Annotated in this window: 15 protein-coding genes; 7 read left to right on the top strand and 8 right to left on the bottom strand. The window is 70.6% G+C overall.

All coding sequences use genetic code 11. The features are described from left to right. The coding region (locus BST11_RS21400) for an FHA domain-containing protein (protein ID WP_142276480.1) at positions 1–407 on the bottom strand (407 nt) is incomplete at its 3' end. 175 nt (positions 408–582) lie between these two features. On the opposite strand from BST11_RS21400, the gene BST11_RS21395 reads away from it, so the two are divergent. The 3 genes from BST11_RS21395 (at position 583) to BST11_RS21385 (ending at position 6,373) form a co-directional block, all read left to right on the top strand. After that, complete coding sequence (locus tag BST11_RS21395; protein ID WP_083140008.1) at positions 583–2,631, top strand: serine/threonine-protein kinase; 2,049 nt, start codon at positions 583–585, stop codon at positions 2,629–2,631. Between the two features lie 128 nt (positions 2,632–2,759). Beyond that, positions 2,760–4,946: an excinuclease ABC subunit UvrB gene (gene uvrB / locus BST11_RS21390; protein ID WP_083140007.1), complete on the top strand. Its 2,187-nt coding sequence runs from the start codon at positions 2,760–2,762 to the stop codon at positions 4,944–4,946. Next, positions 4,943–6,373, top strand: coding sequence for an MFS transporter (locus BST11_RS21385; RefSeq protein WP_211284750.1), 1,431 nt, complete (start codon positions 4,943–4,945; stop codon positions 6,371–6,373). The genes uvrB and BST11_RS21385 overlap by 4 nt, the downstream gene beginning before the upstream one ends. Here BST11_RS21385 and BST11_RS21380 read toward each other — a convergent pair. Beyond that, positions 6,343–7,929: a mannosyltransferase gene (locus tag BST11_RS21380; RefSeq protein ID WP_083140006.1), complete on the bottom strand. Its 1,587-nt coding sequence runs from the start codon at positions 7,927–7,929 to the stop codon at positions 6,343–6,345. The genes BST11_RS21385 and BST11_RS21380 overlap by 31 nt on opposite strands. A gap of 108 nt (positions 7,930–8,037) precedes the next feature. Here BST11_RS21380 and BST11_RS21375 point away from each other — a divergent pair, with 108 nt between their 5' ends. Continuing rightward, positions 8,038–8,481 carry a universal stress protein gene (locus BST11_RS21375; RefSeq protein ID WP_083140005.1) on the top strand — a complete coding sequence of 148 codons (444 nt, stop codon included), beginning with the start codon at positions 8,038–8,040 and terminating at the stop codon, positions 8,479–8,481. Between the two features lie 18 nt (positions 8,482–8,499). On the opposite strand, the gene BST11_RS21370 is transcribed toward BST11_RS21375, so the two are convergent. Beyond that, the gene (locus BST11_RS21370) at positions 8,500–9,177 is read right to left on the bottom strand and encodes an MBL fold metallo-hydrolase (protein ID WP_083140012.1); all 678 of its coding nucleotides are present in this window, start codon (positions 9,175–9,177) and stop codon (positions 8,500–8,502) included. A 114-nt stretch (positions 9,178–9,291) separates the two neighbouring features. Between BST11_RS21370 and uvrA the strand changes: the two genes are divergently transcribed. Beyond that, on the top strand, positions 9,292–12,222 hold the full coding sequence (gene uvrA, locus BST11_RS21365; RefSeq protein WP_083140004.1) for an excinuclease ABC subunit UvrA: 2,931 nt from the start codon (positions 9,292–9,294) through the stop codon (positions 12,220–12,222). Between the two features lie 77 nt (positions 12,223–12,299). Here uvrA and BST11_RS21360 read toward each other — a convergent pair whose 3' ends face one another. Genes BST11_RS21360 through BST11_RS21350 form a run of 3 tightly spaced genes read right to left on the bottom strand, consistent with a single transcriptional unit; the run spans position 12,300 to position 14,210 of the window. After that, complete coding sequence (locus BST11_RS21360; protein WP_083140003.1) at positions 12,300–13,475, bottom strand: winged helix DNA-binding domain-containing protein; 1,176 nt, start codon at positions 13,473–13,475, stop codon at positions 12,300–12,302. Between the two features lie 2 nt (positions 13,476–13,477). After that, a complete protein-coding gene (locus BST11_RS21355) occupies positions 13,478–13,723 on the bottom strand; it encodes a PspA/IM30 family protein (protein WP_083140002.1) in 246 nt (81 codons plus the stop codon). Between the two features lie 10 nt (positions 13,724–13,733). Beyond that, entirely contained in the window at positions 13,734–14,210 is a 477-nt protein-coding gene (locus BST11_RS21350) for a DUF6653 family protein (RefSeq protein ID WP_372509750.1), read from the bottom strand. 486 nt (positions 14,211–14,696) lie between these two features. On the opposite strand from BST11_RS21350, the gene BST11_RS21345 reads away from it, so the two are divergent. Both BST11_RS21345 and BST11_RS21340 read left to right on the top strand, forming a co-directional pair. Next, entirely contained in the window at positions 14,697–15,413 is a 717-nt protein-coding gene (locus BST11_RS21345) for a hypothetical protein (RefSeq protein ID WP_083140001.1), read from the top strand. A 148-nt stretch (positions 15,414–15,561) separates the two neighbouring features. Further along, a complete protein-coding gene (locus BST11_RS21340) occupies positions 15,562–17,451 on the top strand; it encodes a bifunctional diguanylate cyclase/phosphodiesterase (RefSeq protein WP_211284749.1) in 1,890 nt (629 codons plus the stop codon). Here the strand turns inward: BST11_RS21340 and BST11_RS21335 are convergent. Together BST11_RS21335 and lysX are read right to left on the bottom strand one after the other, a co-directional pair. Next, complete coding sequence (locus BST11_RS21335) at positions 17,448–18,860, bottom strand: alpha/beta hydrolase (RefSeq protein ID WP_083140009.1); 1,413 nt, start codon at positions 18,858–18,860, stop codon at positions 17,448–17,450. The two genes, BST11_RS21340 and BST11_RS21335, sit on opposite strands and share 4 nt — an antisense overlap. Before the next feature lie 145 nt (positions 18,861–19,005). Then, a complete protein-coding gene (gene lysX / locus BST11_RS21330) occupies positions 19,006–22,365 on the bottom strand; it encodes a bifunctional lysylphosphatidylglycerol synthetase/lysine--tRNA ligase LysX (RefSeq protein ID WP_372509749.1) in 3,360 nt (1,119 codons plus the stop codon). Positions 22,366–22,470: the final 105 nt, after the last annotated feature.

Here is a 22,470-nt window from a genome sequence, read left to right as displayed (position 1 = left end):
GTCCGCTCCAGCGGCGCGGACCACGCCAGGGTGGGCGGGCCGGAGTCCCGCGTCGGGCGGGCCTGGGGCGGCCGGCTGGTCTGGCCCTGTTGCGGGCCGACCGCGAACGTCAGCCGGGGCCCCTGCGGATTGCCGATGTTGATGCTCTGGCCGTCGTGGATGTCGATGACCGGCATCCGGTAGCCGTTGACGTAGGTTCCGTTCAGCGAGCCGTTGTCGATCGCCAGCCAGCGGCCCTGATCGAACCGCACGATCAGGTGGGCGCGGGAGATCCGCGGGTCGGCAATCCGCAAGTCGGCGTTGACGTCCCGGCCGACGACGACCTCGTGGCCCGCCGCGAACGAGCGTTGGGACCCGCCAGCAGCCTCGTGCCGGATGGTCAGGACGGGCGGGGCGGGTCGAGTCACTACCCAAGTATCGGTCCGCGGCTTCGGTGCGCTCCATTGGACTCGCCTGTGATTTGCCTTTGTTCTCGCCCTTCTTTCTGTCGGGGCCACTCATAGCTGATTCACAGCCCGCTGCGAACAACCGCCCACCGGGATCCGGCATCTTCGAACGCGAACCAGGAGGGGCAAACCAGCGATGGACGAACGCAGGGGGAGCGCCCGGCGACTCGGCGCCGGGCGCCGGCTGCTGAGCAACCCGCGGTTGGCCCGCGAGGCCCTGCGCGCCGGCTTTCACTCGCTGCCCTCGGCGACCGTGGCGCACCTGTTTCACCGCATCCCGCCCGTCAACTCGGCCGCGGACGTCGAGGCCGGCGGGCCGCGCCTGGCCCTGAGCGGCGGCGCACCCTTCGCCGGCTACACGATCCTGCGGCAACTCGGCGCGGGCGGCATGGCCGAGGTCTACCTGGCGCTGCACCCCCGGCTGCCGCGCCGCGACGTGATCAAGGTCCTCGCCGACGCGGTCACCGCGGACAGCGAGTTCCGTGAGAGGTTCAACCGCGAGGCCGACCTCGCGGCCACGCTGTGGCACCCGCACATCGTCGGCGTGCACGATCGCGGCGAGTTCAACGGGCAGCTGTGGATTTCCATGGACTACGTCGAGGGCACCGACGCGGCCCGCCTGGTCAAGGAGCGCCACCGGGACGGTCTGAACGGACTGCCGATCGAGGAGGTGTGCGCGATCGTGCGGGCGGTCGCCGGCGCGCTGGACTATGCCCACGACCGCGGGCTGCTGCACCGCGACGTCAAGCCCGCCAACATCCTGCTCACCCACCCCGAAGACGGGGAACACGGCGAACGCCGAATCCTGTTGGCGGACTTCGGTGTTGCGCGCCACCTCGGCAACATCAGCGGGATCACCGAGACCAACGTCGCGGTGGGGACCGTGGCCTACGCCGCGCCCGAACAGCTGACGGGCTCCAACATCGACGGCCGGGCGGACCAATACGCGTTGGCGGCCACGGCTTTTCATCTGCTCACCGGCGCGCCGCCGTTCCAGCACTCCAACCCCATCGCGGTGATCAGCCAGCACCTGCACGAGGAGCCGCCCCTGCTCAGCGATCACCGCCCGGAGCTGGCCCGCCTCGACGACGTGTTCGCCAAGGCCCTCGCCAAGCAACCCCAGGACCGCTTCGAGCGGTGCCGCGCGTTCGCGTCCGCTTTCGAGGCCGCCGTCACCGAGCGGGCCGACAGCGCCGCCGACGCCGACACCGCCCCGCCGCAGCGGCGGCGCGGCGGGATCGCGATGCTGAACCACCGGTTCTCGTCGCGCAGCCGGTGGGCGGCCGCGCTGGTGTGCGCGGTGCTGATCGCGATCGCGGCGACGTGGTCGACCCTGTACTCCTTCCAGCCGGAGCCCCAGCCGGCCAACGTGCCGGCGCTGGCCTCGAAGCCGTCGGTGCCGGCGCCCAGCGCCGCGCCGGCGAGGCCCGGGGGACCGGTGCTCAACGGCACCTACCGGCTGACCTATGACCGCGGCAAGCTGACGACCAACGGCGTGCCGATCCGCCACGACGGGGCCGCCACCAGCTGGTGGGCGTTCCGCTCGGCGTGCACCGCGGCCGGGTGCGCGGCCACCGGCACCCAGCTGGACCACGCCAACCACCAGATGGCCAGCACCGTCGACGGCGGCCACACGGACGCGCTGCGCTTCGTCGCCGGCTATTGGCAGGGCACGCCCCAGCAGGTCCGGCTGGGCTGCACCCAGCCGAACGGGCAGGTCAGGGCGACACAGCAGGAAACCGTCGCGTGGTCGCTGGCGCCGCAGGCCGACGGGACGCTGCGCGGGACGGTGACCGAGACGGTGCTCAGCGACGAGTGCGGCGCCCAGGGCGCGGTGGTGCGGGTGCCGGTGGTCGCCGCCCGCATGGGCGACGCCCCGAACATCCCCCTGGGCGACCCCGCCCAGGTGATCGGCGCGTCCGCCACGCCGTCGCGCCCGGTGCCGCCCGTGCTGGGCGGGCCGTGCGGCGACGTCGACAAGCTCGCCTACGACCCGACCAACAACGAGCAGGTCGTCTGCGAGGGCAACACCTGGGCCCGGGCCCCCATCACGATGGGCATGCACGCCGCGGGCAGCTCCTGCGACCGGCCGAACACCTCGGTGTTCGCCATGACCACCTCCAACGACGGGTACCTGCTGCAGTGCGACCCGGTGACCCGGGCATGGACCCGCCCCTCCCACTAGCGCGGACCTATGTGTGTGGCCCATGTGTGGCGAGCGCGCATGTCTGTACGGCGACACGTCGCGCCGCGTGACATTTTGCGGACGCTCGCGGCGGACGGCTTGTCGGTACCGCGTTCTACCCTGTTGGCATGGCCTTCGCCACTGAGCATCCGGTAGTCGCGCATTCGGAATACCGCCCCGCCGCAGAAGAGGTGGAAGGGCTGGTGCGCACCGGCGGCCGCTTCGAGGTGGTCAGCCCGCACGCCCCGGCCGGCGACCAGCCCGCGGCCATCGACGAGCTGGAGCGGCGCATCAAGGCGGGCGAGCGCGACGTGGTGCTGCTCGGCGCCACCGGCACCGGCAAGTCGGCCACCACCGCCTGGCTGATCGAACGCCTGCAGCGCCCCACCCTGGTGATGGCGCCGAACAAGACGCTGGCCGCCCAGCTCGCCAACGAGCTGCGAGAGATGTTGCCGCACAACGCCGTCGAGTACTTCGTGTCGTACTACGACTACTACCAGCCGGAGGCCTACATCGCGCAGACCGACACCTACATCGAGAAGGACAGCTCGATCAACGACGACGTGGAGCGCCTGCGGCACTCCGCGACGTCGGCGCTGCTGTCCCGCCGCGACGTGGTGGTGGTGGCGTCGGTGTCGTGCATCTACGGCCTGGGCACCCCGCAGTCCTACCTGGACCGCTCCGTCGAGCTGCGGGTCGGCGCCGAGGTGCCCCGGGACGGGCTGCTGCGGCTGCTGGTCGACGTCCAGTACACCCGCAACGACCTGTCCTTCACCCGCGGCTCGTTCCGCGTGCGCGGCGACACCGTGGAGATCATCCCGTCCTACGAGGAGCTGGCGGTCCGCATCGAGTTCTTCGGCGACGAGGTCGAGGCGCTGTACTACCTGCACCCGCTGACCGGCGAGGTGATCCGCCAGGTCGACTCGCTGCGGATCTTCCCCGCCACCCACTACGTGGCCGGCCCGGAACGCATGGCCCACGCGATCTCCACGATCGAGGAGGAGCTCGCCGAGCGGCTCGCCGAGTTCGAAAGCCAGGGCAAGCTGCTGGAGGCCCAGCGGCTGCGGATGCGCACCAACTACGACATCGAGATGATGCGCCAGGTCGGCTTCTGCTCGGGCATCGAGAACTACTCGCGGCACATCGACGGCAGGCCGGCCGGGTCCGCCCCGGCGACCCTGCTGGACTACTTCCCGGAGGACTTCCTGCTCGTCATCGACGAGTCGCACGTCACCGTGCCGCAGATCGGCGGCATGTACGAGGGCGACATCTCCCGCAAGCGCAACCTCGTCGACTACGGGTTCCGGCTGCCGTCGGCGATCGACAACCGGCCGCTGACCTGGGAGGAGTTCGCTTCGCGGATCGGGCAGACGGTGTACCTGTCGGCGACGCCCGGCCCGTACGAGCTGAGCCAGACCGGCGGGGAGTTCGTCGAGCAGGTGATCCGCCCGACCGGCCTGGTGGACCCCAAGGTGGTGGTCAAGCCGACCAAGGGCCAGATCGACGACCTGATCGGCGAGATCCGCAAGCGCGCCGACGCCGACGAGCGGGTGCTGGTGACCACGCTGACCAAGAAGATGGCCGAGGACCTCACCGACTACCTGCTCGAGATGGGCATCCGGGTGCGCTACCTGCACTCCGAGGTCGACACCCTGCGCCGGGTGGAGCTGCTGCGCCAGCTCCGGCTGGGCGACTACGACGTGCTGGTCGGCATCAACCTGCTGCGCGAGGGCCTCGACCTGCCCGAGGTGTCGCTGGTGGCGATCCTCGACGCCGACAAGGAGGGCTTCCTGCGCTCGACGCGCAGCCTGATCCAGACCATCGGCCGCGCCGCCCGCAACGTGTCCGGCGAGGTGCACATGTACGCCGACAGCATGACCGACTCGATGAAGGAGGCGATCGACGAGACCGAACGGCGCCGCGCCAAGCAGATCGCCTACAACGAGGCCCACGGCATCGACCCGCAGCCGCTGCGCAAGAAGATCGCCGACATCCTCGACCAGGTCTACCGCGAGGCCGCCGATACCGCGGCCGGCGAAACCGTCGAAATGGGCTCGGGGCGCAGCATTTCCCGCGGCCGGCGTGCCCAGGGCGAGCCCGGCCGCGCGGGCCAATTCGTCAGCGCCGGCGTGTTCGAGGGTCGCGACACCTCCAGCATGCCGCGCGCCGAGCTGGCCGACCTGATCAAGGACCTCACCGCGCAGATGATGGCCGCCGCCCGCGACCTGCAGTTCGAGCTCGCCGCCCGGTTCCGCGACGAGATCGCCGACCTCAAGAAGGAACTGCGCGGGATGGACGCCGCCGGCCTCAAGTGACGCACACGCACACCGACAACCTCACCGGCAGCTGGCGCGAGCTGCTCGGCGCCCGGCACCTGGGCACGTCGGTCGTGCTGGCCGGGGGCGTGGCGCTGTACGCGACCAACGAGTTCCTGACCATCAGCCTGCTGCCCAACACCGTCGCCGAGATCGGCGGCAGCCGCCTCTACGCCTGGGTGACCACCCTGTACCTGGTCGGGTCGGTGGTCGCGGCGACCATGGTCAACCCGATGCTGGTCCGCGCCGGGGCGCGCCCGTCGTACCTGATGGGCCTGGCGCTGTTCGGCGCCTCGAGCCTGGCCTGCGGGGCGGCCCCCAACATGGAGATCCTGATCGCCGCGCGCGCGTTGCAGGGCGTGGCCGGCGGCCTGCTGGCCGGCCTCGGCTACGCGGTCATCAACGCGGCACTGCCCCGCTCGCTGTGGACGAGGGCCTCGGCGCTGGTGTCCGCGATGTGGGGCGTCGCGACGGTGGTCGGGCCGGCGACGGGCGGGCTGTTCGCGCAGTTCGGGTTGTGGCGGTGGGCGTTCGCCGCGATGGCGGTCCTGACGGCGCTGATGGCCCTGCTGGTGCCCGTCGCGCTGCCCGCGGGCCGGGCCGGAAAGGGCCAAAGCGCCGAAGGCACAGCGCCGTTGCGGGTGCCGGTGTGGTCGCTGCTGCTGATCGGCGCGGCCGCCCTGGCGGTCAGCGTCGCCCAGCTGCCGCACAATGTCGGCGCGACCGCCGGGCTGCTCGCCGCCGGGGTCGCGTTGCTCGGGTTGTTCGTGGTCGTCGACCGGCGGGCGCGCGCGGCGGTGTTGCCGCCCAGCGTGTTCGGCCGCGGGCCCCTGAAGTGGGTCTACCTGAGCATGGGCGTGCTGATGATCGGCGCGATGGTCGACACCTATGTGCCGTTGTTCGGGCAGCGGCTGGCGCATCTGACGCCGGTCGCGGCGGGTTTCCTGGGCGCGGCGCTGGCCGTCGGCTGGACGGTCTCCGAAATCGTCAGCGCCGCACTGGAAAACCCGCGCGTGATCAGCCGGGTGATCGCCGTCGCGCCCGTGGTGGTGGCGTCGGGGCTGGCGCTGGCCGCGCTCGCGCAGCGCGCCGACGAGTCGGTGGGCAACGTCGCGGCCTGGGCGCTCGCGCTGCTCGCGGCCGGCATCGGGATCGGCATGGCCTGGCCCCACTTGTCCGTGCGCGCAATGGATTCCGTCGACGACCCGGCCGAAGGCGTCGCGGCGGCCGCGGCCATCAACACGGTGCAGCTGGTCTCGGGGGCGTTCGGCGCCGGGGTGGCCGGCGTCGTCGTCAACACGATCCACGGCGGCGACGCGGCGGCGGCCCGCTGGCTGTTCGCGGTGTTCACGGCGCTGACCGCGGCCGGGGTGGTCGCCTCCTACCTCGCGACCCGTCAGCGCGTCGACTTGACCACCTGCGAGTAGTGGAACTGCCAGCGTTCCACGATGTGAAAGCCCAGGTAGCTGGGGAACCGGTACGCCGGGGTGCGGCCGAACGCCCCCGGCGGTAACGACCGCCCGGCCTGGTGATCGGGCAGCGACGCGTCGTGGTTGGTGACGGTCCAGATGGCCGGGCACTTGTCGATCTTGGCCGTCGTCAGCCACACCGCGACGTGGCCATCCCACAGCCAGCCGACCTTCGGACCGTAGGCGCCGCGCTCGACGTCGATCAGCGAGCGGTACGCCGCGGGCCTGGTGGCCAGCAGGGCGCGGATCGGCCCGGGCCGCCAGGGCACGGTGTTGTCCACCATCAGGCAGTCCCCGGGAGCGGCGTGGGAGCTGATCAGGTCGGCCACCTGGCTGTAGTCCCAGCCCTCCTTGGCGTACGGCCAGCGCTGCGTGAACAGGTAATTCGGCAGAGCGGCCACCGCGAACAGCAGCACCACGGCCGCGATCTGCCACGGTTTGCGCGCGACCGTGACGATGCAGACGGCGATCACGACGGCCGCCGCGGGCGCGGTGAAGATCAGGTAGCGCGGATAGTAAATCGGTTCGCTGACGGCCGAGTAGACGACGACGAGCGCGGTGGGCAGCGCGATCCACGCCGCGCAGCTCAGCAGCAGGCCGCGCGTGCCGCCCGCCGGGCCCGGGGCGCCGCGCCGCCGGCTCACGACAGCCGCCACCAACAGCACGGCGGTCAGGATGGCGAACGGGACGCTGTGGTCGAAGTACTGCCGCAGGATGATGTCGAAGGCGTAATGCCAGCTGACCGGGTAGATCCAGTTGACCTGCCACACCTGGTTGTGGGCGAACACCAGAAACGGCGTCATGACGCCGACGGCGACGGCCGAGCTGACGGCCCACCAGACGAGCGGGGACTTGCGCGACTTTTTCGGCGCCAGCAGCGGCAGCATCGCGGCGTACACCGGCACCAGCAGGACGAGGTTGAGGTTCAGCAGGATCGACGCCATCAGCGCCGGCGCGTAGCACAGCCACAATCGGGGCCGGTTGCGCCGGGCGGCGGCGACGAACAGCACCGTCAGCCAGATCGCCGCGGCGGCCGCGAAGGCGTAGGAGCGGGCTTCCATGCCCGCCCACGTGGTGCGCGGCAGGATGGCGAACACCACGCCGGCGCACAGCGGGGTCGCGCGGCCGGGCACGAACCGTCCGGTGAACGCGGTGACGCCGGCGGCGGCGACACCGATCGCCAGCGCGCTGGGCAGCCGCGACCAGAATTCGGTCGGCGGGAAGATCGCGAACCAACCGTGCATGAGCAGGTAATACAGCCCGTGCACGGCGTCGATGTGGCCCAGCAGCCGCCACAGCTCGGGCAACGTGCGGCTGGCCGCGGCCGAGATGGTGGCGCCCTCGTCGAACCACAGCGACGGTCGGCCCGCCCAGGCCGCGCTGACGACGGCGGCGAACACCGCGATCGCCCACGGATCGAGCAACGCGCCGCGCGGGCGGGCGGCCCCGACATCCGAGCCGGGGCCGGCGCCGGCTCCGTCGGGGGCGCGCGGCTCGGCGGTGGACGTGGCCATGATGCTTGACACTGTAGGGCGCGCCGAGCGGCCGATCTGATCCGCTCATTTATCCGGCAAACGCGATACTGTCTTGGGTTGGCTGACCAACCGAAACTGGGAGGGTAAATGAGCGCCTATCGGACCGTGGTGGTCGGGACCGACGGCTCGGATTCATCGATGCGTGCGGTGGATCGGGCGGCCCAAATCGCAGGGGCCGATGCGAAGTTGATCATCGCCTCGGCGTACCTGCCCCAGCACGAGGACACCCGGGCGGCCGACGCGCTGCGCGAGGAAAGCTACAAGGTGTCGGGCACCGCGCCGATCTACGCGATCCTGCAGGACGCCAAGGAGCGCGCCCACGCCGCAGGGGCCAAGAACATCGAGGAGCGGCCGATCGTCGGCGCGCCCGTCGACGCGCTGGTCAAGCTGGCCGAGGACGAAAAGGCCGACCTGTTGGTCGTCGGTAACGTCGGCCTGAGCACGATCGCGGGCCGGCTGCTGGGGTCGGTGCCGGCCAACGTCTCACGCCGGGCCAAGGTCGACGTGTTGATCGTGCACACCACGAGCTAGGGCCGGCTCAGCCGGCGCCTACCAGCCGCGCTCGCGCCATTCGCCCAGGTGGGGGCGTTCGGCCCCCAGCACCGTGTCGTCGCCGTGGCCGGGGTAGATGACCGTGGAGTCGTCGTAGACGTCGAACACCCTGGTCGTGACGTCCCGCAGCAGCTGGTCGAAATCTCCGGGCTGCCATGTCTTGCCCACACCACCGGGGAACAGGCAGTCGCCGGTGAACAGCTGCGTGACCCCGCCGGTCGCCGCGCCGTCGAGGGCAAGCGCGATCGACCCGGGGGTGTGCCCACGCAGGTGGATGACGTCGAAGCTCAGCTCGCCGATGCGCACGGTGTCGCCGCCCGCCAGCAAACGATCCGGTGGGACCGGCAACGCTCCGGCGTCGATCTCGTTGGCGGCGGTCGGCGCCCCGGTCGCCCGGGCCACGGCCTCCAGCGCCTGCCAGTGGTCGAAGTGCTGGTGGCTGGTCACGATCAGCGACAGCTTCGGGGCGTAGCGGCCGATCAGGTCGAGGAGGACATCGGCGTCGTTGGCGGCGTCGATGAGCAGCGTTTCGCCCGTGGCCGAACACGTGACCAGATAGGCGTTGTTGTCCATCGGGCCCACCGACGCCTTTAGAATCGTGGCGCCGGGTAGGGTCCGGCGGGCCGCGGTGCCGGGGTCGACGTGTCCGGTGTAGTCGTCGTTCAGCACGGTCATGGTGGCCACGTTACTGGCCCAAGATGTCTTGTCGGTATGGGCACATAGCATGGGATGCGGTGTGCACTATCCGCTATCGCAAGTCGTGAGAGGGGTCCCCGGTGAGGGAATCGAGTGGCTGACCGCCTGATCGTCAAGGGCGCCCGCGAGCACAATCTGCGCGGCGTCGATCTCGAGCTGCCCCGCGACTCGTTGATCGTGTTCACGGGGCTGTCCGGGTCGGGCAAGTCCTCGCTGGCGTTCGACACCATCTTCGCCGAGGGCCAGCGCCGCTACGTGGAGTCGCTGTCGGCCTACGCCCGCCAGTTCCTGGGGCAGATGGACAAGCCCGACGTCGACTTCATCGAGGGCCTGTCGCCGGCCGTGTCGATCGACCAGAAGTCCACGAACCGCAACCCGCGGTCGACCGTCGGGACGATCACCGAGGTCTACGACTACCTGCGGCTGCTCTACGCGCGCGCCGGCACCCCGCACTGCCCGGTCTGCGGCGAGCGGATCGCCCGCCAGACCCCCCAGCAAATCGTCGACCAGGTGCTGGCGATGCCGGAGGGCACCCGGTTCCAGGTGCTGGCGCCGGTGGTGCGCACCCGCAAGGGCGAGTTCGCCGACCTGTTCGAGAAGCTCAACGCCCAGGGCTACAGCCGGGTGCGCGTCGACGGGGTCGTGCATTCGCTGACCGATCCGCCCAAGCTGAAGAAGCAGGAAAAGCACGACATCGAGGTGGTGGTGGACCGCCTCACCGTGAAGGCCACCGCCAAGCAGCGGCTCACCGACTCGGTGGAGACCGCGCTGAACCTGGCCGACGGCATCGTGGTGCTCGAGTTCCCGGACCATGGGGATCACGACCACGACGCGCACAACCGCGAGCAGCGGTTCTCCGAGAAGCTGGCCTGCCCCAACGGGCACTCGCTGGCCGTCGACGACCTGGAGCCGCGGTCGTTCTCGTTCAACTCGCCGTACGGCGCCTGCCCCGAGTGCACCGGCCTGGGCATCCGCAAGGAGGTCGACCCCGACCTGGTGGTGCCCGACCCGGAGCGCACGCTGGCCGAGGGCGCCGTGGCGCCGTGGGCGAACGGCCACACCGCGGAGTACTTCACCCGCATGATGGCCGGGCTGGGCGACGAGCTGGGATTCGACGTCGACACGCCGTGGCGCAAGCTGCCGGCCAGGGCGCGCAAGGCGATCCTCGAGGGATCCGACCACCAGGTGCACGTGCGCTACCGCAACCGGTACGGCCGAACCCGTTCGTACTACGCGGATTTCGAGGGCGTGCTGGCGTTCCTGCAGCGCAAGATGGCCCAGACGGAATCCGAGCAGATGAAGGAGCGCTACGAGGGGTTCATGCGCGACGTGCCCTGCCCGGTGTGCGAGGGCACCCGTCTCAAGCCGGAGATCCTGGCGGTGACGCTCTCGGGGGATTTGGGGCGGAAGCCGGCCAAGAAGTCCATCGCCGAGGTGTGCGAGCTGTCCATCGCGGACTGCTCGGACTTCCTGCAGCGGCTCACCCTCGGCCCGCGCGAGCAGGCGATCGCCGGGCAGGTGCTGAAGGAGATCCAGTCGCGGCTCGGCTTTTTGCTCGACGTCGGGCTGGACTACCTGTCGCTGTCTCGGGCCGCGGCCACGCTGTCCGGCGGTGAGGCCCAACGCATCCGGCTGGCCACCCAGATCGGCTCCGGGTTGGTGGGCGTGCTCTACGTGCTCGACGAGCCGTCCATCGGGCTGCACCAGCGCGACAACCGCCGCCTCATCGAAACCCTCACCCGCCTAAGGGATTTGGGCAACACCCTGATCGTCGTCGAGCACGACGAGGACACCATCGCGCACGCCGACTGGATCGTCGACATCGGGCCGAGGGCCGGTGAGCACGGCGGCCAGATCGTGCACAGCGGCACCTACGCCGAGCTGCTGGCCAACAAGGAATCGATCACCGGGGCCTACCTGTCGGGCAAGGAGCGCATCGAGATTCCCGCGATCCGCCGGCCCGTCGACCGGCGGCGCCGGCTCACCGTCGTCGGCGCGCGCGAGCACAACCTGCGCGGGATCGACGTGTCGTTCCCGCTGGGCGTGCTGACGTCGGTGACCGGCGTGTCGGGCTCGGGCAAGTCGACGCTGGTCAACGACATCCTGGCCGCGGTGCTGGCCAACCGGCTCAACGGCGCCCGGCAGGTTCCCGGCCGCCACACCCGGGTCACCGGGCTGGACCACCTGGACAAGCTGGTGCGGGTCGACCAGTCGCCGATCGGCCGCACGCCGCGGTCCAACCCGGCCACCTACACCGGGGTGTTCGACAAGATCCGGACCCTGTTCGCGGCCACGACCGAGGCCAAAGTCCGTGGCTACCAACCGGGCCGGTTCTCGTTCAACGTCAAGGGCGGGCGCTGCGAGGCGTGCACGGGCGACGGCACCATCAAGATCGAGATGAACTTCCTGCCCGACGTGTACGTGCCGTGCGAGGTCTGCCACGGCGCCCGCTACAACCGGGAAACCCTCGAGGTGCACTACAAGGGCAAGACCATCTCCGAGGTGCTGGACATGTCGATCGAGGAGGCGGCGGAGTTCTTCGAGCCGATCACCGGCATCCACCGCTATTTGCGCACGCTCGTCGACGTCGGGCTGGGCTACGTGCGGCTGGGCCAGCCCGCGCCGACGCTGTCGGGTGGCGAGGCGCAGCGCGTCAAGCTGGCCGCCGAGCTGCAGAAACGTTCGACCGGGCGGACCATCTACATCCTCGACGAGCCCACCACCGGTCTGCATTTCGACGACATTCGCAAGCTGCTGAGCGTCATCAACGGCCTTGTCGACAAAGGCAATACGGTCATCGTCATCGAGCACAACCTGGACGTGATCAAGATGTCGGACTGGATCGTCGACATGGGCCCGGAGGGCGGCGCCGAGGGCGGAACCGTTGTCGCCGAAGGCACTCCGGAGGACGTCGCCGCGGTGCCGGAGAGCTACACCGGCAAATTCCTCGCCGAGGTGCCGGGCATCGGTGCCGCCGCCGCGCCCGCCGCCCCGCCGCGGCGCCGGCGCAAAGCCAGCGCCTGAATTTTTTCCTGCGCGAGCAGACGCAGAATCGCATCAGACGGGCCGCGATAGCGCGATTCTGTGTCGGCTCGCGAGGGTCACGACGCGCGCGATTTCGACAGCGGGGATGGGAACCGCGGACTGATCCGCACGCCGTCCAGCCACGCGGTGAGCGCGTCGGCCCGCCGCTGCAGGGCGCGACGCCCGTCGCGGCCGGGGTCCTCGAGCAGCTGCAACTGCACGCGGGCGCTGTCGTCGGCGTACCAGCCGCCGATCACCCGCCCGTTCCACCAGGCCGTCGGGCCGGCGTTGCCGTTCCGGTCGAAGACCTGGGCGCGATGCTCGCCGAGATACCAGTCGCGCCGGGACCAGCCCATCGTCGTGGCGTCCAGGCCCGGCAGCAGCGCGCACCACGGCGGCGCGTCGGGCTCGGGGTCGAGGTCGTCGGGCAGAGCCCAGCCGGTGCCGGTGCCGTGCAAATTGACCTCCACCGCCCCGATGTCGGCCAGCGCGTGGCGGACGTTCGTCACCGTCGTGCCGAACCACCACGTGATGTCGGCGGCGGTGGCGGGCCCGAACGCCGCCAGCCACCGACGAGTCAGGCCGGCCCGCGCCGGCCGCTCGGGCAGCGGATCGGGCGGGTCGCCAAGCCAGTCGGCGGTGGCGGCCCACCGGGGCCGTGAGGTGGTCCAGCGCCCGTCGTTGGGCCCGCGCACGATCTCGCCGCGCGCCGAGAGCACGGTCAGCACCCGCGGGGCGAGCGGAACCGTTCCGCCCCAACGCTTCCCGGGCGCCGGATCGTAGGTGCCGGCCAGCTCGGGCAGCGCGGCCCGCAGCTCGGCGCTACCGGTCGGGCCGTTGGCGGCCAGGTGGCGCAGCACCGCGGCGCGGGCCTCCTCGAGCCAGCGTTCGCCGTCGGCGGCCACGCCGGCCTTGCGCACGTCGGCGACCAGCCGGCGGCGTTCGTTGTCGGCGACCCGGTCGCTACCCGCCGGCTGGACCAGCGGCAGGTCGTCGCCGGCTACCACCCACAGCGTCCGGCGCATCGCGAGATGCCTGACCGCGGACCGCTTCTCGTACAGCTCGGCCTCCAAGTCGGCCGCCGCGAAGCCGGGGACCCGCGCCCACAGCGACAGGAAGGGGGTGGCCGGATCGGTCGCGTGCAACCCGACCAGCCCGGCGATGACCGGCGCCACCGGCGGCGCGTCGTCCGCCGCGAGGAAATGCCTGCGCGCCAGGCGGTTACGCCGCTCGGCGACGCTGAAGGTACGCAAAGTCACCCTTCGCGCTCGCGCATCGACTCCCGGATCTGGGCCAGGCGCTCGGCGGCCGCGCGCTGCCGCTCGTCGTACTGCTGTTCGATCGAGCGGCCTCCGGAGGTGTCGGCGTCGAGCTCCGCCGCCCCCTCGGCCGTCGCGTACCGGGACTCGATCTTGTCCCGGACGGACTCGAAGGTCGGCACGCCGGAGCTGTCGTAGCCGGGATCGGGCTGGGCCGGTGCTACGGGCTTTTCGTCGGGCATAGCGTCAAAACTACTGATGGCGATCGAAATAGCGTGCCATTTGCCGCCAATACACCAGGGTCAGGGCCATCTGCGCAGCGGTCGCGATCGCCGCCGGGATCGGTCGGCGGCGGCGGGCGGCGACGATCGCACACAGCGCGGCCGCCGACGTCACCGTGCTGACCAGCATCGCCGCGTCCCGCGGGCGGCGGCTGACCCACAGTTCCTCGCCCAGCATCGCCCGGGTCGACCAGGAGCGTTGATGCGCCGGCTTGCCGAACACGAACGGATTGACGGCGAACCACAGCGCGATCGGCGCCGCGTGGCTCCAGCGCCGCGTCCACACGGGCACCAGCGTCAGCGGCGTGCTCGCCCAGCGCGTCCAGGCACTCCATGGATTGCAATGCCGTGCAAATATCGCGCGCCGGACGCGCGCCCCGGATGGCCCCACGGCTTCCAGTGTGCAACGCCGCCCCCACGGGCCGGGCACCCAAAAGGCCGGCCCCATATCGCGCGCCGCAATTCGCGGTTCAACGCGCAACCGCGCCGACGGAAAACGTGTTCGATTTCCTCGGATGAACGGCAGCTAATCCCACCGCCCCCACCGCCCGGCGCCTCGAGAATCCAGTGGTAGAGGCGCTGAGGGCCGTCCGGTTGAATCATCTCGATGAGTAGGGCCCGGGGCGTGGGGAGCAGGGGTCAGCGCAGCTTGCGGACCATCCACGGAGCGCGCGTGCGCCCGTCGCCGACGCCGAAGGGGCCACCGCCGCGTTCACCGGGCCGCCCACCGCGGCCGAACCCCACGCGCGCGAGCGCAAACTTTCGGTCAGTTGCCGTATACCGACCGGTAACACTAACGGTTTGGCCACGGGAATCGAAGATCAACAAAAGAAATACCGCCAGTTATTTGTCACGCGCCAATTTTAGGAAATAATTCAAGGCGCGTCCGGATCAATTAGCCCAGGATTCACGGTTAAGCAGCGAAGGGATACCCATGGTAGCGGCTCAGCTCAGCGGCAGCGCGATCGACGGCCCGTGGTTGGCGGACGGGTCGGGCTGGCGGGACGAGGCGACCGGATGTTGGATCGCCGCATCCACCCCGGAGGCGGAGCCCGAATTGTGGGAGCAATACCTCGACGGGGCGCTGCACAGCTACAGCCGGCACGGGCTGGAGTGGGTGCTCGACCTCGACGCGATCCGGGATGGCGCCGACACCACGATGTTCTTCGCCGCGGTGGACCCCCGGGGCCGTGTCGTCGGGGGCACCCGCGTCGTGGGCCCGTTGCGCGCGCCCGAGGATTCCCACGCGCTCGAGGAGTGGGACGGCAGCCCGGGCCGCCCCGTGCTGCGGCACATGATCGCCAACCGGATCCCCTTCGGCGTCGTGGAAGTCAAGAGCGCCTGGACCAACACCAGCGACTACGGCAGCAGGGCGCTGTCCCGCGTCCTGGCGCGCACGGCGCTGCCCATGATGACGCTGCTGGGTGTCCAGTTCGTCATGGCCACCGCGGCGGCCCACGTGTTGGAACAATGGCAATCCTCGGGGGGCGTCGTGGCCGGGCGGGTGCCGGCGGCGGCCTATCCCAACGAGAACTACCGGACCAAAGTGATGTGGTGGGACCGCCGCACCATTGCGACGCACGCCGAGCCCGAACAATTCAAGCTGATGTGCGCCGAGAGCTCCGAAATCCTCAGTCGCATTTCGGCTTGAGTCAGCCCGGCGCGGCGTCGATGCGAACCGGTGATGGGCTCCGGGCGGCGGCGACCGCCACCCCGGGGCTACGCTGAGCAGCTGAAGACAGTGCCGGCACGGCGCCGCGCGGTCCGCGCCGGGCGGCGCGCGTCGAGGTAGCGAGGACATGGAAAAGACCACAGGCCCAAAGGCTTTGACCGCCATCGTCACCGATGTGGCGACCAAGCTCATGGGTGCGACGGCCAGTACCGCCACGCAGATCAGCACCGAGATCCTGGCCGAACTGGTGGAGATCCTCGGCGTCGACGTCAGCTTCCTGCGCTACAACGACCACAGCATCCACGCCACGGTCCTCGTCGCCGAGTACCCGGAGCGCCCGGACAAACCGGATCCCGATCCGCTGCAGACGGTCTATTTCGCCGACGCGGACCCGATCTTCGCCCTGTGTGAAAACGCCAAAGAGCCAGTCGTTTTGCGCCCGCAAGCAGAAAACGAGGATTATCAGCGCACCATTTCGGAGGCGAGCGGCGTGCCCGGCGTGTCCATGGCGTCGGTCCCCCTGATCTCCGGTGACGTGACCACCGGGGCGCTCGGCTTCATCAAGATCGGCGACCGCGAATGGACCGAGGAGGAGTTCAACGCCCTCACGGTCGTCGCCAGCATGTTCGCGCAAGTGCAGGCCCGCCTGAGCGTCGAGGACCAGCTGCGCTACCAGGCCGAGCACGACGACCTCACCGCCTTGCCCAACCGCCGAACCCTGGTGTCGCACCTGGATTATCGCCTCATCGGTGAGCGGCCGGGCCCGGTCGCCGTCCTGCTGTTCAACCTCGACCGGCTCAAGGCGATCAACGATTACCTGGGTCACGGCGCCGGCGACCAGTTCATCCGCGACTTCGCCACGCGGACAACCGAAGCGATGGCGGGGCAGGGGCTGATCGCCCGGCTCGGTGGCGACAAGTTCGTCGTCGTCCCGGCCCCGGCGATGGATCTCGACACCGCCACGGAGCTCGCCGAGAGCCTGAGCAGGCAGGTGACGGATCACGTGACCATCGGCGGCGAGGTCCTCAACCGCACGGTGAGCGTCGGCGTCGCCGTCGGCGTCCCCGGCCAGGACTCGAGCCTGGACCTGCTGCGCCGCTCCGAAGAGGCGCTGCTTTCGGCCAAGGGGACGGGCGGGGACAGCATCGGGGTGTTCTCCGACGAGATGCTCACCCGCCGCGAGCTGCGCAACGACATCGAGCTGCATCTGCAGGCCGGCATCGAAACGGACGCGCTGACCGTCCTTTACCTCCCCGAGGTCGACATGCTGACCGGAAAGGTGCTGGCCGTCGAGGCGCTGGTGCGGTGGCACCATCCCACCCGTGGGCTGCTGCTGCCCGACGAGTTCGTCCCGGTGGCCGAGTCCATCAACCTGGCCGGGGAACTCGGCAACTGGATCCTGAACGCCGCGTGCGCCCACCTGGCCGAGTGGCGGGCCCAGGGCGTGGGGCTCGACACGATGCTGCGCATCAACGTGTCGCCCGCGCAGCTCGTCGCCCACGACCTGGTCAACACCGTCGAGCGCACCCTCAAGAAGTTCGGCCTCGACGGGTCGTCGATCGGCCTGGAAATCACCGAGAGCATGCTGATTCGCGACCTGGTGAACACGCGGGCCACCCTGGTCGGGCTCACCGAGCTCGGCGTGGACATCGCCATCGACGACTTCGGCACCGGCTACAGCGCGATGGGCCTGCTGCGGACGCTGCCGGTGGGCACTTTGAAGATCGATCGCGGCTTCGTGTTGGACCTCGCCACCTCCGTCGACGATCTGGCGATCGTGCGGGCGGTCATCGGCCTGGCCCAGGCGCTGGACCTCGACGTCGTCGCCGAAGGCGTGGAGACCGAAGCGGCGGCGCAAGTCCTGGTCGACGAAGGGTGCTCGCAAGCACAGGGGTTCCTGTTCTGCCAGCCCATCCCCGCCGAGGCGACAGCAATGCTGCTGGCCAGGGGCTCCGTTCCCGTCCGCCTCAAACCGACGGCGACGCAACCCGAGGCCGACCGGCGCGGCGCCGGCTAGTTACCGGGGTGCGCCGCCGGGGCCACCGCGTTCGCCGGGAGCGCCACCGGTGCCGACGGATCGCTGGGCAGCGCGGTGCGGGGGACCCCCGGGGTGCCCAGCCGGCCGGCCAGCCACGGCAGGGCGGTCGCGAAAGCCCGGTCCGCGAACGGCCAGTCGTGCCTGCCCGGTTGGGGCACGACGGCGCAGTCGATGCCTTGGGCGCGGCCCAGCGCGCACAGCGAATAGGCGGCCGCGGTCTGGTTGGTCGGGTTGGCGGCGGCGTCGCGACTCGCGAGGCGCATCGCGGCGGAGTCACCGATCGCGAGGTAGTGGCGCGACGCGGCCGGGCCCTCCGACGAGATCGCAAACCAGCCCGCCACGTCGCGGTACGGGCCGTGCCGGGCGATCACGGTGGACGGGTCGAATGCCGCCCAGGCGTCGGCGTTTCCACCGAACAGCCGGGCGATGGTCTGCGCCTTGGTGCCGGCGTTGGGGAAGAAGTCGCCGGCGACGTCGACGAACGCGCTGAACAGCTCCGGGTGCATGACGGTCAGGTCCACCGAGCACGTCCCGCCCATCGACCAGCCGGCGACTCCCCAGGTGGACCGGTCGGGGCTAACCCCGAACTTCGAAACCATGAACGGCACAACGTCTTTGGTGAGATGGTCGGCCGCGTTGCCGCGGATCCCGTTGACGCATTCGGTGTCGTTGTTGAACGCGCCCCCGGAGTCGACGAACACCAAGACCGGCGCCCTGCCGTCGTGGGCGGCCGCGAAGTCGTCGATCGTCTTGACCGCGTTGCCCGCCCGGGTCCAGTCCGCGGGCGTGTTGAACTGCCCGCCGATCATCATGACCGTCGGCAGTGCCGGTGGCGGGTTGCTGGTGAACCATTCCGGCGGAAGGTACACCAGCTCGCCGCGGTGCTTGAAATGCGATGCGTCCGAAGGGATCACCACCGGCACCACGCTGCCGTGCGGTGGGCGGGTACGTTGGGCGGCCATCGCGCTGACGGTCGCCGGGTCGGTCTGGTCGGGTAGCGGGCCGGAGGTCAGCTGGCCCCACGCCGCCTGCACGGTCGGGAAGTAGCCCACCCACAGGTTGAGCGCCAGCGCCGCGCTGAGCAAGCACAACGGCACGGCGAGCAGCGTCGCGCCGCGGCGCCAGGGCGGCGCGCTGCGCCACCCCAGGATCAGCACGGCCGCGGCGGCGCCGGCCAGCGCGATCCACAGCCACAGGGTCGCCGGCGCCGGCTCGTCGGACAGGCCCCGATCGACGATGTACCAGTGCGTCGCATAGGCCGCGCCGCCGCCGGCCGCGGCCGCCAGCGGAAGGCAGACCGCGCGCCAGCGACGCGAGCGCCAGCCGACGGCCAGGGTCAGCACCGCCGCGGCCAGCACCTGGATCGTCGTGGGCACCCAGCCGTGCATCAGGGAGGTGTGGGCGCTCGCCAGCACCTGCGCGGTCGCGAGGGGGGCGCTGGCTGTCACGTCAGTCAGTGTGACCGATTGTTTACCGCCCCGGAACGTTATCGGTCGAAACCGCGGTGCTCGGCAGCCGGCCGGCCGCGGCCCGCTAGTGCGGCTTGGCCAGGGGGAATGGCAGGGTCTCGCGGATGCTGCGGCCGGTTATGAGCATGACGAGCCGATCGACGCCCATGCCCAGCCCGCCGGTGGGCGGCATCGCGTACTCCATGGCCTGCAGGAAGTCCTCGTCGAGCTCCATCGCCTCGGGGTCGCCCCCGGCGGCCAACAGCGACTGCTCCTGCAGGCGGCGCCGCTGCTCCACCGGATCGGTCAGCTCGCTGTAGGCGGTGCCCAGCTCGACGCCCCACGCCACCAGGTCCCACCGCTCGGCGACGCCGCGCCGGTCGCGGTGCGGTCGGGTCAGCGGCGACACGGAGGTGGGGAAGTCGATATAGAACGTCGGTCGCTCGGTCTTGTCCTCGACCAGGTGCTCGTAGAGCTCCAGCACCACCGCGCCGGGATCCCAGTGCGCCCGATACGGAACGCGCGCGGCGTCGGAGAGCTTGCGCAGCACGGACAGCGGGGTGTCGGGGTCGATGCGTTCGCCCAGCGCCTCCGAGACGGCGTCGTGCACGGTCTTGACGGCCCACGCGCCGGAGATGTCGACCGGTTCGAGGCGGCCGCCGGGGCCGGGGCGCAGCACGGTCTGCTCGCCGTTGGCGGCCCGCGCGGCGTTCTGGATGAGCTCGCGGCAGCCGTCGATCCACACCGTGTAGTCGGCGTGCGCCTGGTAGGCCTCGAGCAGGGTGAACTCCGGGTTGTGGCTGAAGTCGACGCCCTCGTTGCGGAAGGCGCGGCCCAGCTCGAACACCCTCTCCACGCCGCCGACGCACAACCGCTTCAGGTACAGCTCCGGGGCGATGCGCAGGAACAGGTCCATGTCGTAGGTGTTGATGTGGGTGACGAACGGCCGGGCGGTGGCCCCGCCGTGCACCTGCTGCAAAATCGGCGTCTCGACCTCGATGAACCCCTTCGCGAACAGCGTCTCGCGAATCGCGCGCAGCACGCAGCTGCGCGCCCGGATCAGTTCGCGCGACTCGGGATTGATCGCCAAATCGACGTAGCGGGTCCGCACCCGCGCCTCGGGGTCGGTCAGGCCCTTCCACTTGTTCGGCAACGGGCGCAGGCACTTCCCGATCATCCGCCAGTCGCGCACGATCAACGAACGGGTCCCGTTCTTGGAAAAGCCCATGTGCCCGGCCATTTCGACCAGGTCGCCCAGGTCGATGGCCGCGGTGAAATCGGCGGTGCGGCCGTGCTCGAGGCGCGAATTATCCAGCAGCACTTGCATTTCGCCCGACCAGTCGCGCACCTGGGCGAACAGCACCCCGCCGTAGTCGCGGATCCGCAGGATGCGGCCGGCCACCGAGACGCTTTCCTGGTCGTCGGCGTCGAGCGCGCCGGCGATCGTGTGGCTGGGCGGGGATCCCACCGGGTAGGCGTCGACGCCCTGGTGCTGCAGGGTTTTCAGCTTGGCCAGGCGCACCCGCACCTGTTCGGGGAGGCGGGCCCGGGTCTCCTCGGCCTCGACGACGCTGTCGCGGCGCTGCAGCCCGCTCACGTCGGGCGCCGACCCGTCGTGGTGCAACAACCCGGACTCCGCCAGCCTGGCCGGGACGGCCGGGTGATGGCCGGTGTGCGTCTTGCGCCGGCTGAACGGGAACACGAGGAACCCCTCGGCCAGGGCCGAGGCGACGCCGACCCGGGGAACCAGCCGGGCGTCCTCGTAGCAGGCGAAGCGGGGAACCCACTCCGGTTGGTACTTCATGTTCGAGCGGTACAACGTCTCCAGCTGCCACCACCGCGAGAAGAACAGCAGAAACCCGCGCCACAGCCGGGCGACCGGGCCCGCGCCGAGCTGCGCGCCCTGCTCGAAGGCGGACCGGAACATCGCGAAGTTCAGGGAAATGCGAACGATGCCGAGGGTTTCGGCGTTCAGCGCGAGCTCGCTGACCATCAGTTCGATGGTGCCGTTGGGGGACTGCGGCGAGCGGCGCATGAGGTCCAGGGAGACGCCGGTGCTTCCCCACGGGACCAGCGACAGCATCGCCACGACCTCGCCGTCGCGGCCCAGGGCCTCGACCAGAAGGCAGTCCCCGTCGGCCGGGTCGCCCAGCCGGCCCAGCGCCATCGAGAAGCCACGCTCGGTCTGGGTGTCGCGCCACGCGTCGGCCCGCGCGATGGTGTCGGCCATCTCGTCGGCGGAGATGTCGCGGTGCCGCCGGATGCGCACCGTCAGCCCGGCGCGGCGGGCCCGCGTCACCGCCTGGCGCACCCCCCGCATGTCGGGGCCGGACAGCTTGAAGTCGGAGGTCCGAAGGATCGCCTCGTCGCCCAGTTCGAGGGCGTTGAGGCCGGCCTCACGAAACGCTTGGGCCCCTTGGGAACTCGCGCCCATCACGCCGGGCGCCCAGCCGTAGGTCTGGCACAGCTCCAGCCACGCGTCGACGGCCTGCGGCCACGCCCTCGGGTCGCCCACCGGGTCGCCGCTGGCCAGGCACACGCCGACCTCGACGCGGTAGGTGATCGCGGCGCGGCCGCTGTGCGCGAACACCACCGACTTGTCGCGGCGGGTGGCGAAGTAGCCCAGCGAGTCGTGCTTGCCGTACAGCTCGAGCAGCCCGCGGATGGCGGACTCGTCCTCGCCGGTGAGCGCGTTGTCGGCGCGCTGGGACTGGAACAGCACGATCGTGGCCGCGATCAGCGCGAGCGCGCCGAACAGCCCGAAGACGGCGTTGAGCAGGACGTGCGGGAGGCCGGTGAAGGCGTTCGGGGCCACGACCGAGAACCCGACCACCCGGTTGACCACGTACCAGAAGCGGGAGTCCGGCGCCAGGGTGCCCGGCCACATCTCGACCAGGCCCCAGGAGGCCAGGATGCCGATCACGTCCCCGGCGACCAGCACCGCGGCCGCCTTGAACAGCGCGCCCCTGCGGACCTTGGCCCAGAACTGCCGATAGGACAGGACCAGCAGCACGATCGCGACGATGTGGAAGGCGAAGCCGAGGTTCTCGCCGAACGACTCGGCCGCGGTGTTGTCGCCCCCGGCGATGTCGGCGGCGTTGAGCCCCGCCGCGAGGACCATGTTGCCGAGCAGCAGCGCCCAGGCGATGCGTTTGCGCGCGGTCAGCGCCGCGGCCAGCAGCGCCAGCACGAACGACCACGCGAAGCTGGTGTCGGGGAAGTTGAACAGGTAGTCGTTGATGAACTCGCGCGGGCGATGGATGAGCCAGCGAACGACGGGGGACACGCTGGCGACCAGTGACAGCGTGGCGACGACGCCGACCGTCCAGCCCGCCGCCGCCGGTACCCAGCGATACCGGGGGTTTGGCTGGCTTCCCGAGCGGGGCCCCGAGCGGGTGCCCGGATGACGAGGAGCGAGAGTCACAGACCGCGAGGATATGCCCAAACGCCGGGAAAATCCTGGCGAAGCGCCAGAGTCGCCGCGGGCGGTCGTCCGTCGGACGGCCGTCCGGCCGCGGACGTGCGGGAAGGCGCCCCGTGGCTGCTAAAC

The sequence above is a fragment of the Mycobacterium alsense genome (assembly GCF_002086635.1).
Classification (GTDB): domain Bacteria; phylum Actinomycetota; class Actinomycetes; order Mycobacteriales; family Mycobacteriaceae; genus Mycobacterium; species Mycobacterium alsense.
This window is presented reverse-complemented; position numbering and strand designations above follow the sequence as displayed.

What these genes read in the sequence shown, in the direction of transcription:
- BST11_RS21395 (WP_083140008.1), top strand. Translation starts at nt 583, where the DNA reads ATGGACGAACGCAGGGGGAGCGCCCGGCGACTCGGCGCCGGGCGCCGG.
- uvrB (WP_083140007.1), top strand. Translation starts at nt 2,760, where the DNA reads ATGGCCTTCGCCACTGAGCATCCGGTAGTCGCGCATTCGGAATACCGC.
- BST11_RS21380 (WP_083140006.1), bottom strand. Translation starts at nt 7,929, where the DNA reads ATGGCCACGTCCACCGCCGAGCCGCGCGCCCCCGACGGAGCCGGCGCC.
- BST11_RS21375 (WP_083140005.1), top strand. Translation starts at nt 8,038, where the DNA reads ATGAGCGCCTATCGGACCGTGGTGGTCGGGACCGACGGCTCGGATTCA.
- BST11_RS21370 (WP_083140012.1), bottom strand. Translation starts at nt 9,177, where the DNA reads ATGACCGTGCTGAACGACGACTACACCGGACACGTCGACCCCGGCACC.
- BST11_RS21355 (WP_083140002.1), bottom strand. Translation starts at nt 13,723, where the DNA reads ATGCCCGACGAAAAGCCCGTAGCACCGGCCCAGCCCGATCCCGGCTAC.
- BST11_RS21350 (WP_372509750.1), bottom strand. Translation starts at nt 14,210, where the DNA reads ATGGGGCCGGCCTTTTGGGTGCCCGGCCCGTGGGGGCGGCGTTGCACA.
- BST11_RS21345 (WP_083140001.1), top strand. Translation starts at nt 14,697, where the DNA reads ATGGTAGCGGCTCAGCTCAGCGGCAGCGCGATCGACGGCCCGTGGTTG.
- BST11_RS21340 (WP_211284749.1), top strand. Translation starts at nt 15,562, where the DNA reads ATGGAAAAGACCACAGGCCCAAAGGCTTTGACCGCCATCGTCACCGAT.
- BST11_RS21335 (WP_083140009.1), bottom strand. Translation starts at nt 18,860, where the DNA reads ATGCACGGCTGGGTGCCCACGACGATCCAGGTGCTGGCCGCGGCGGTG.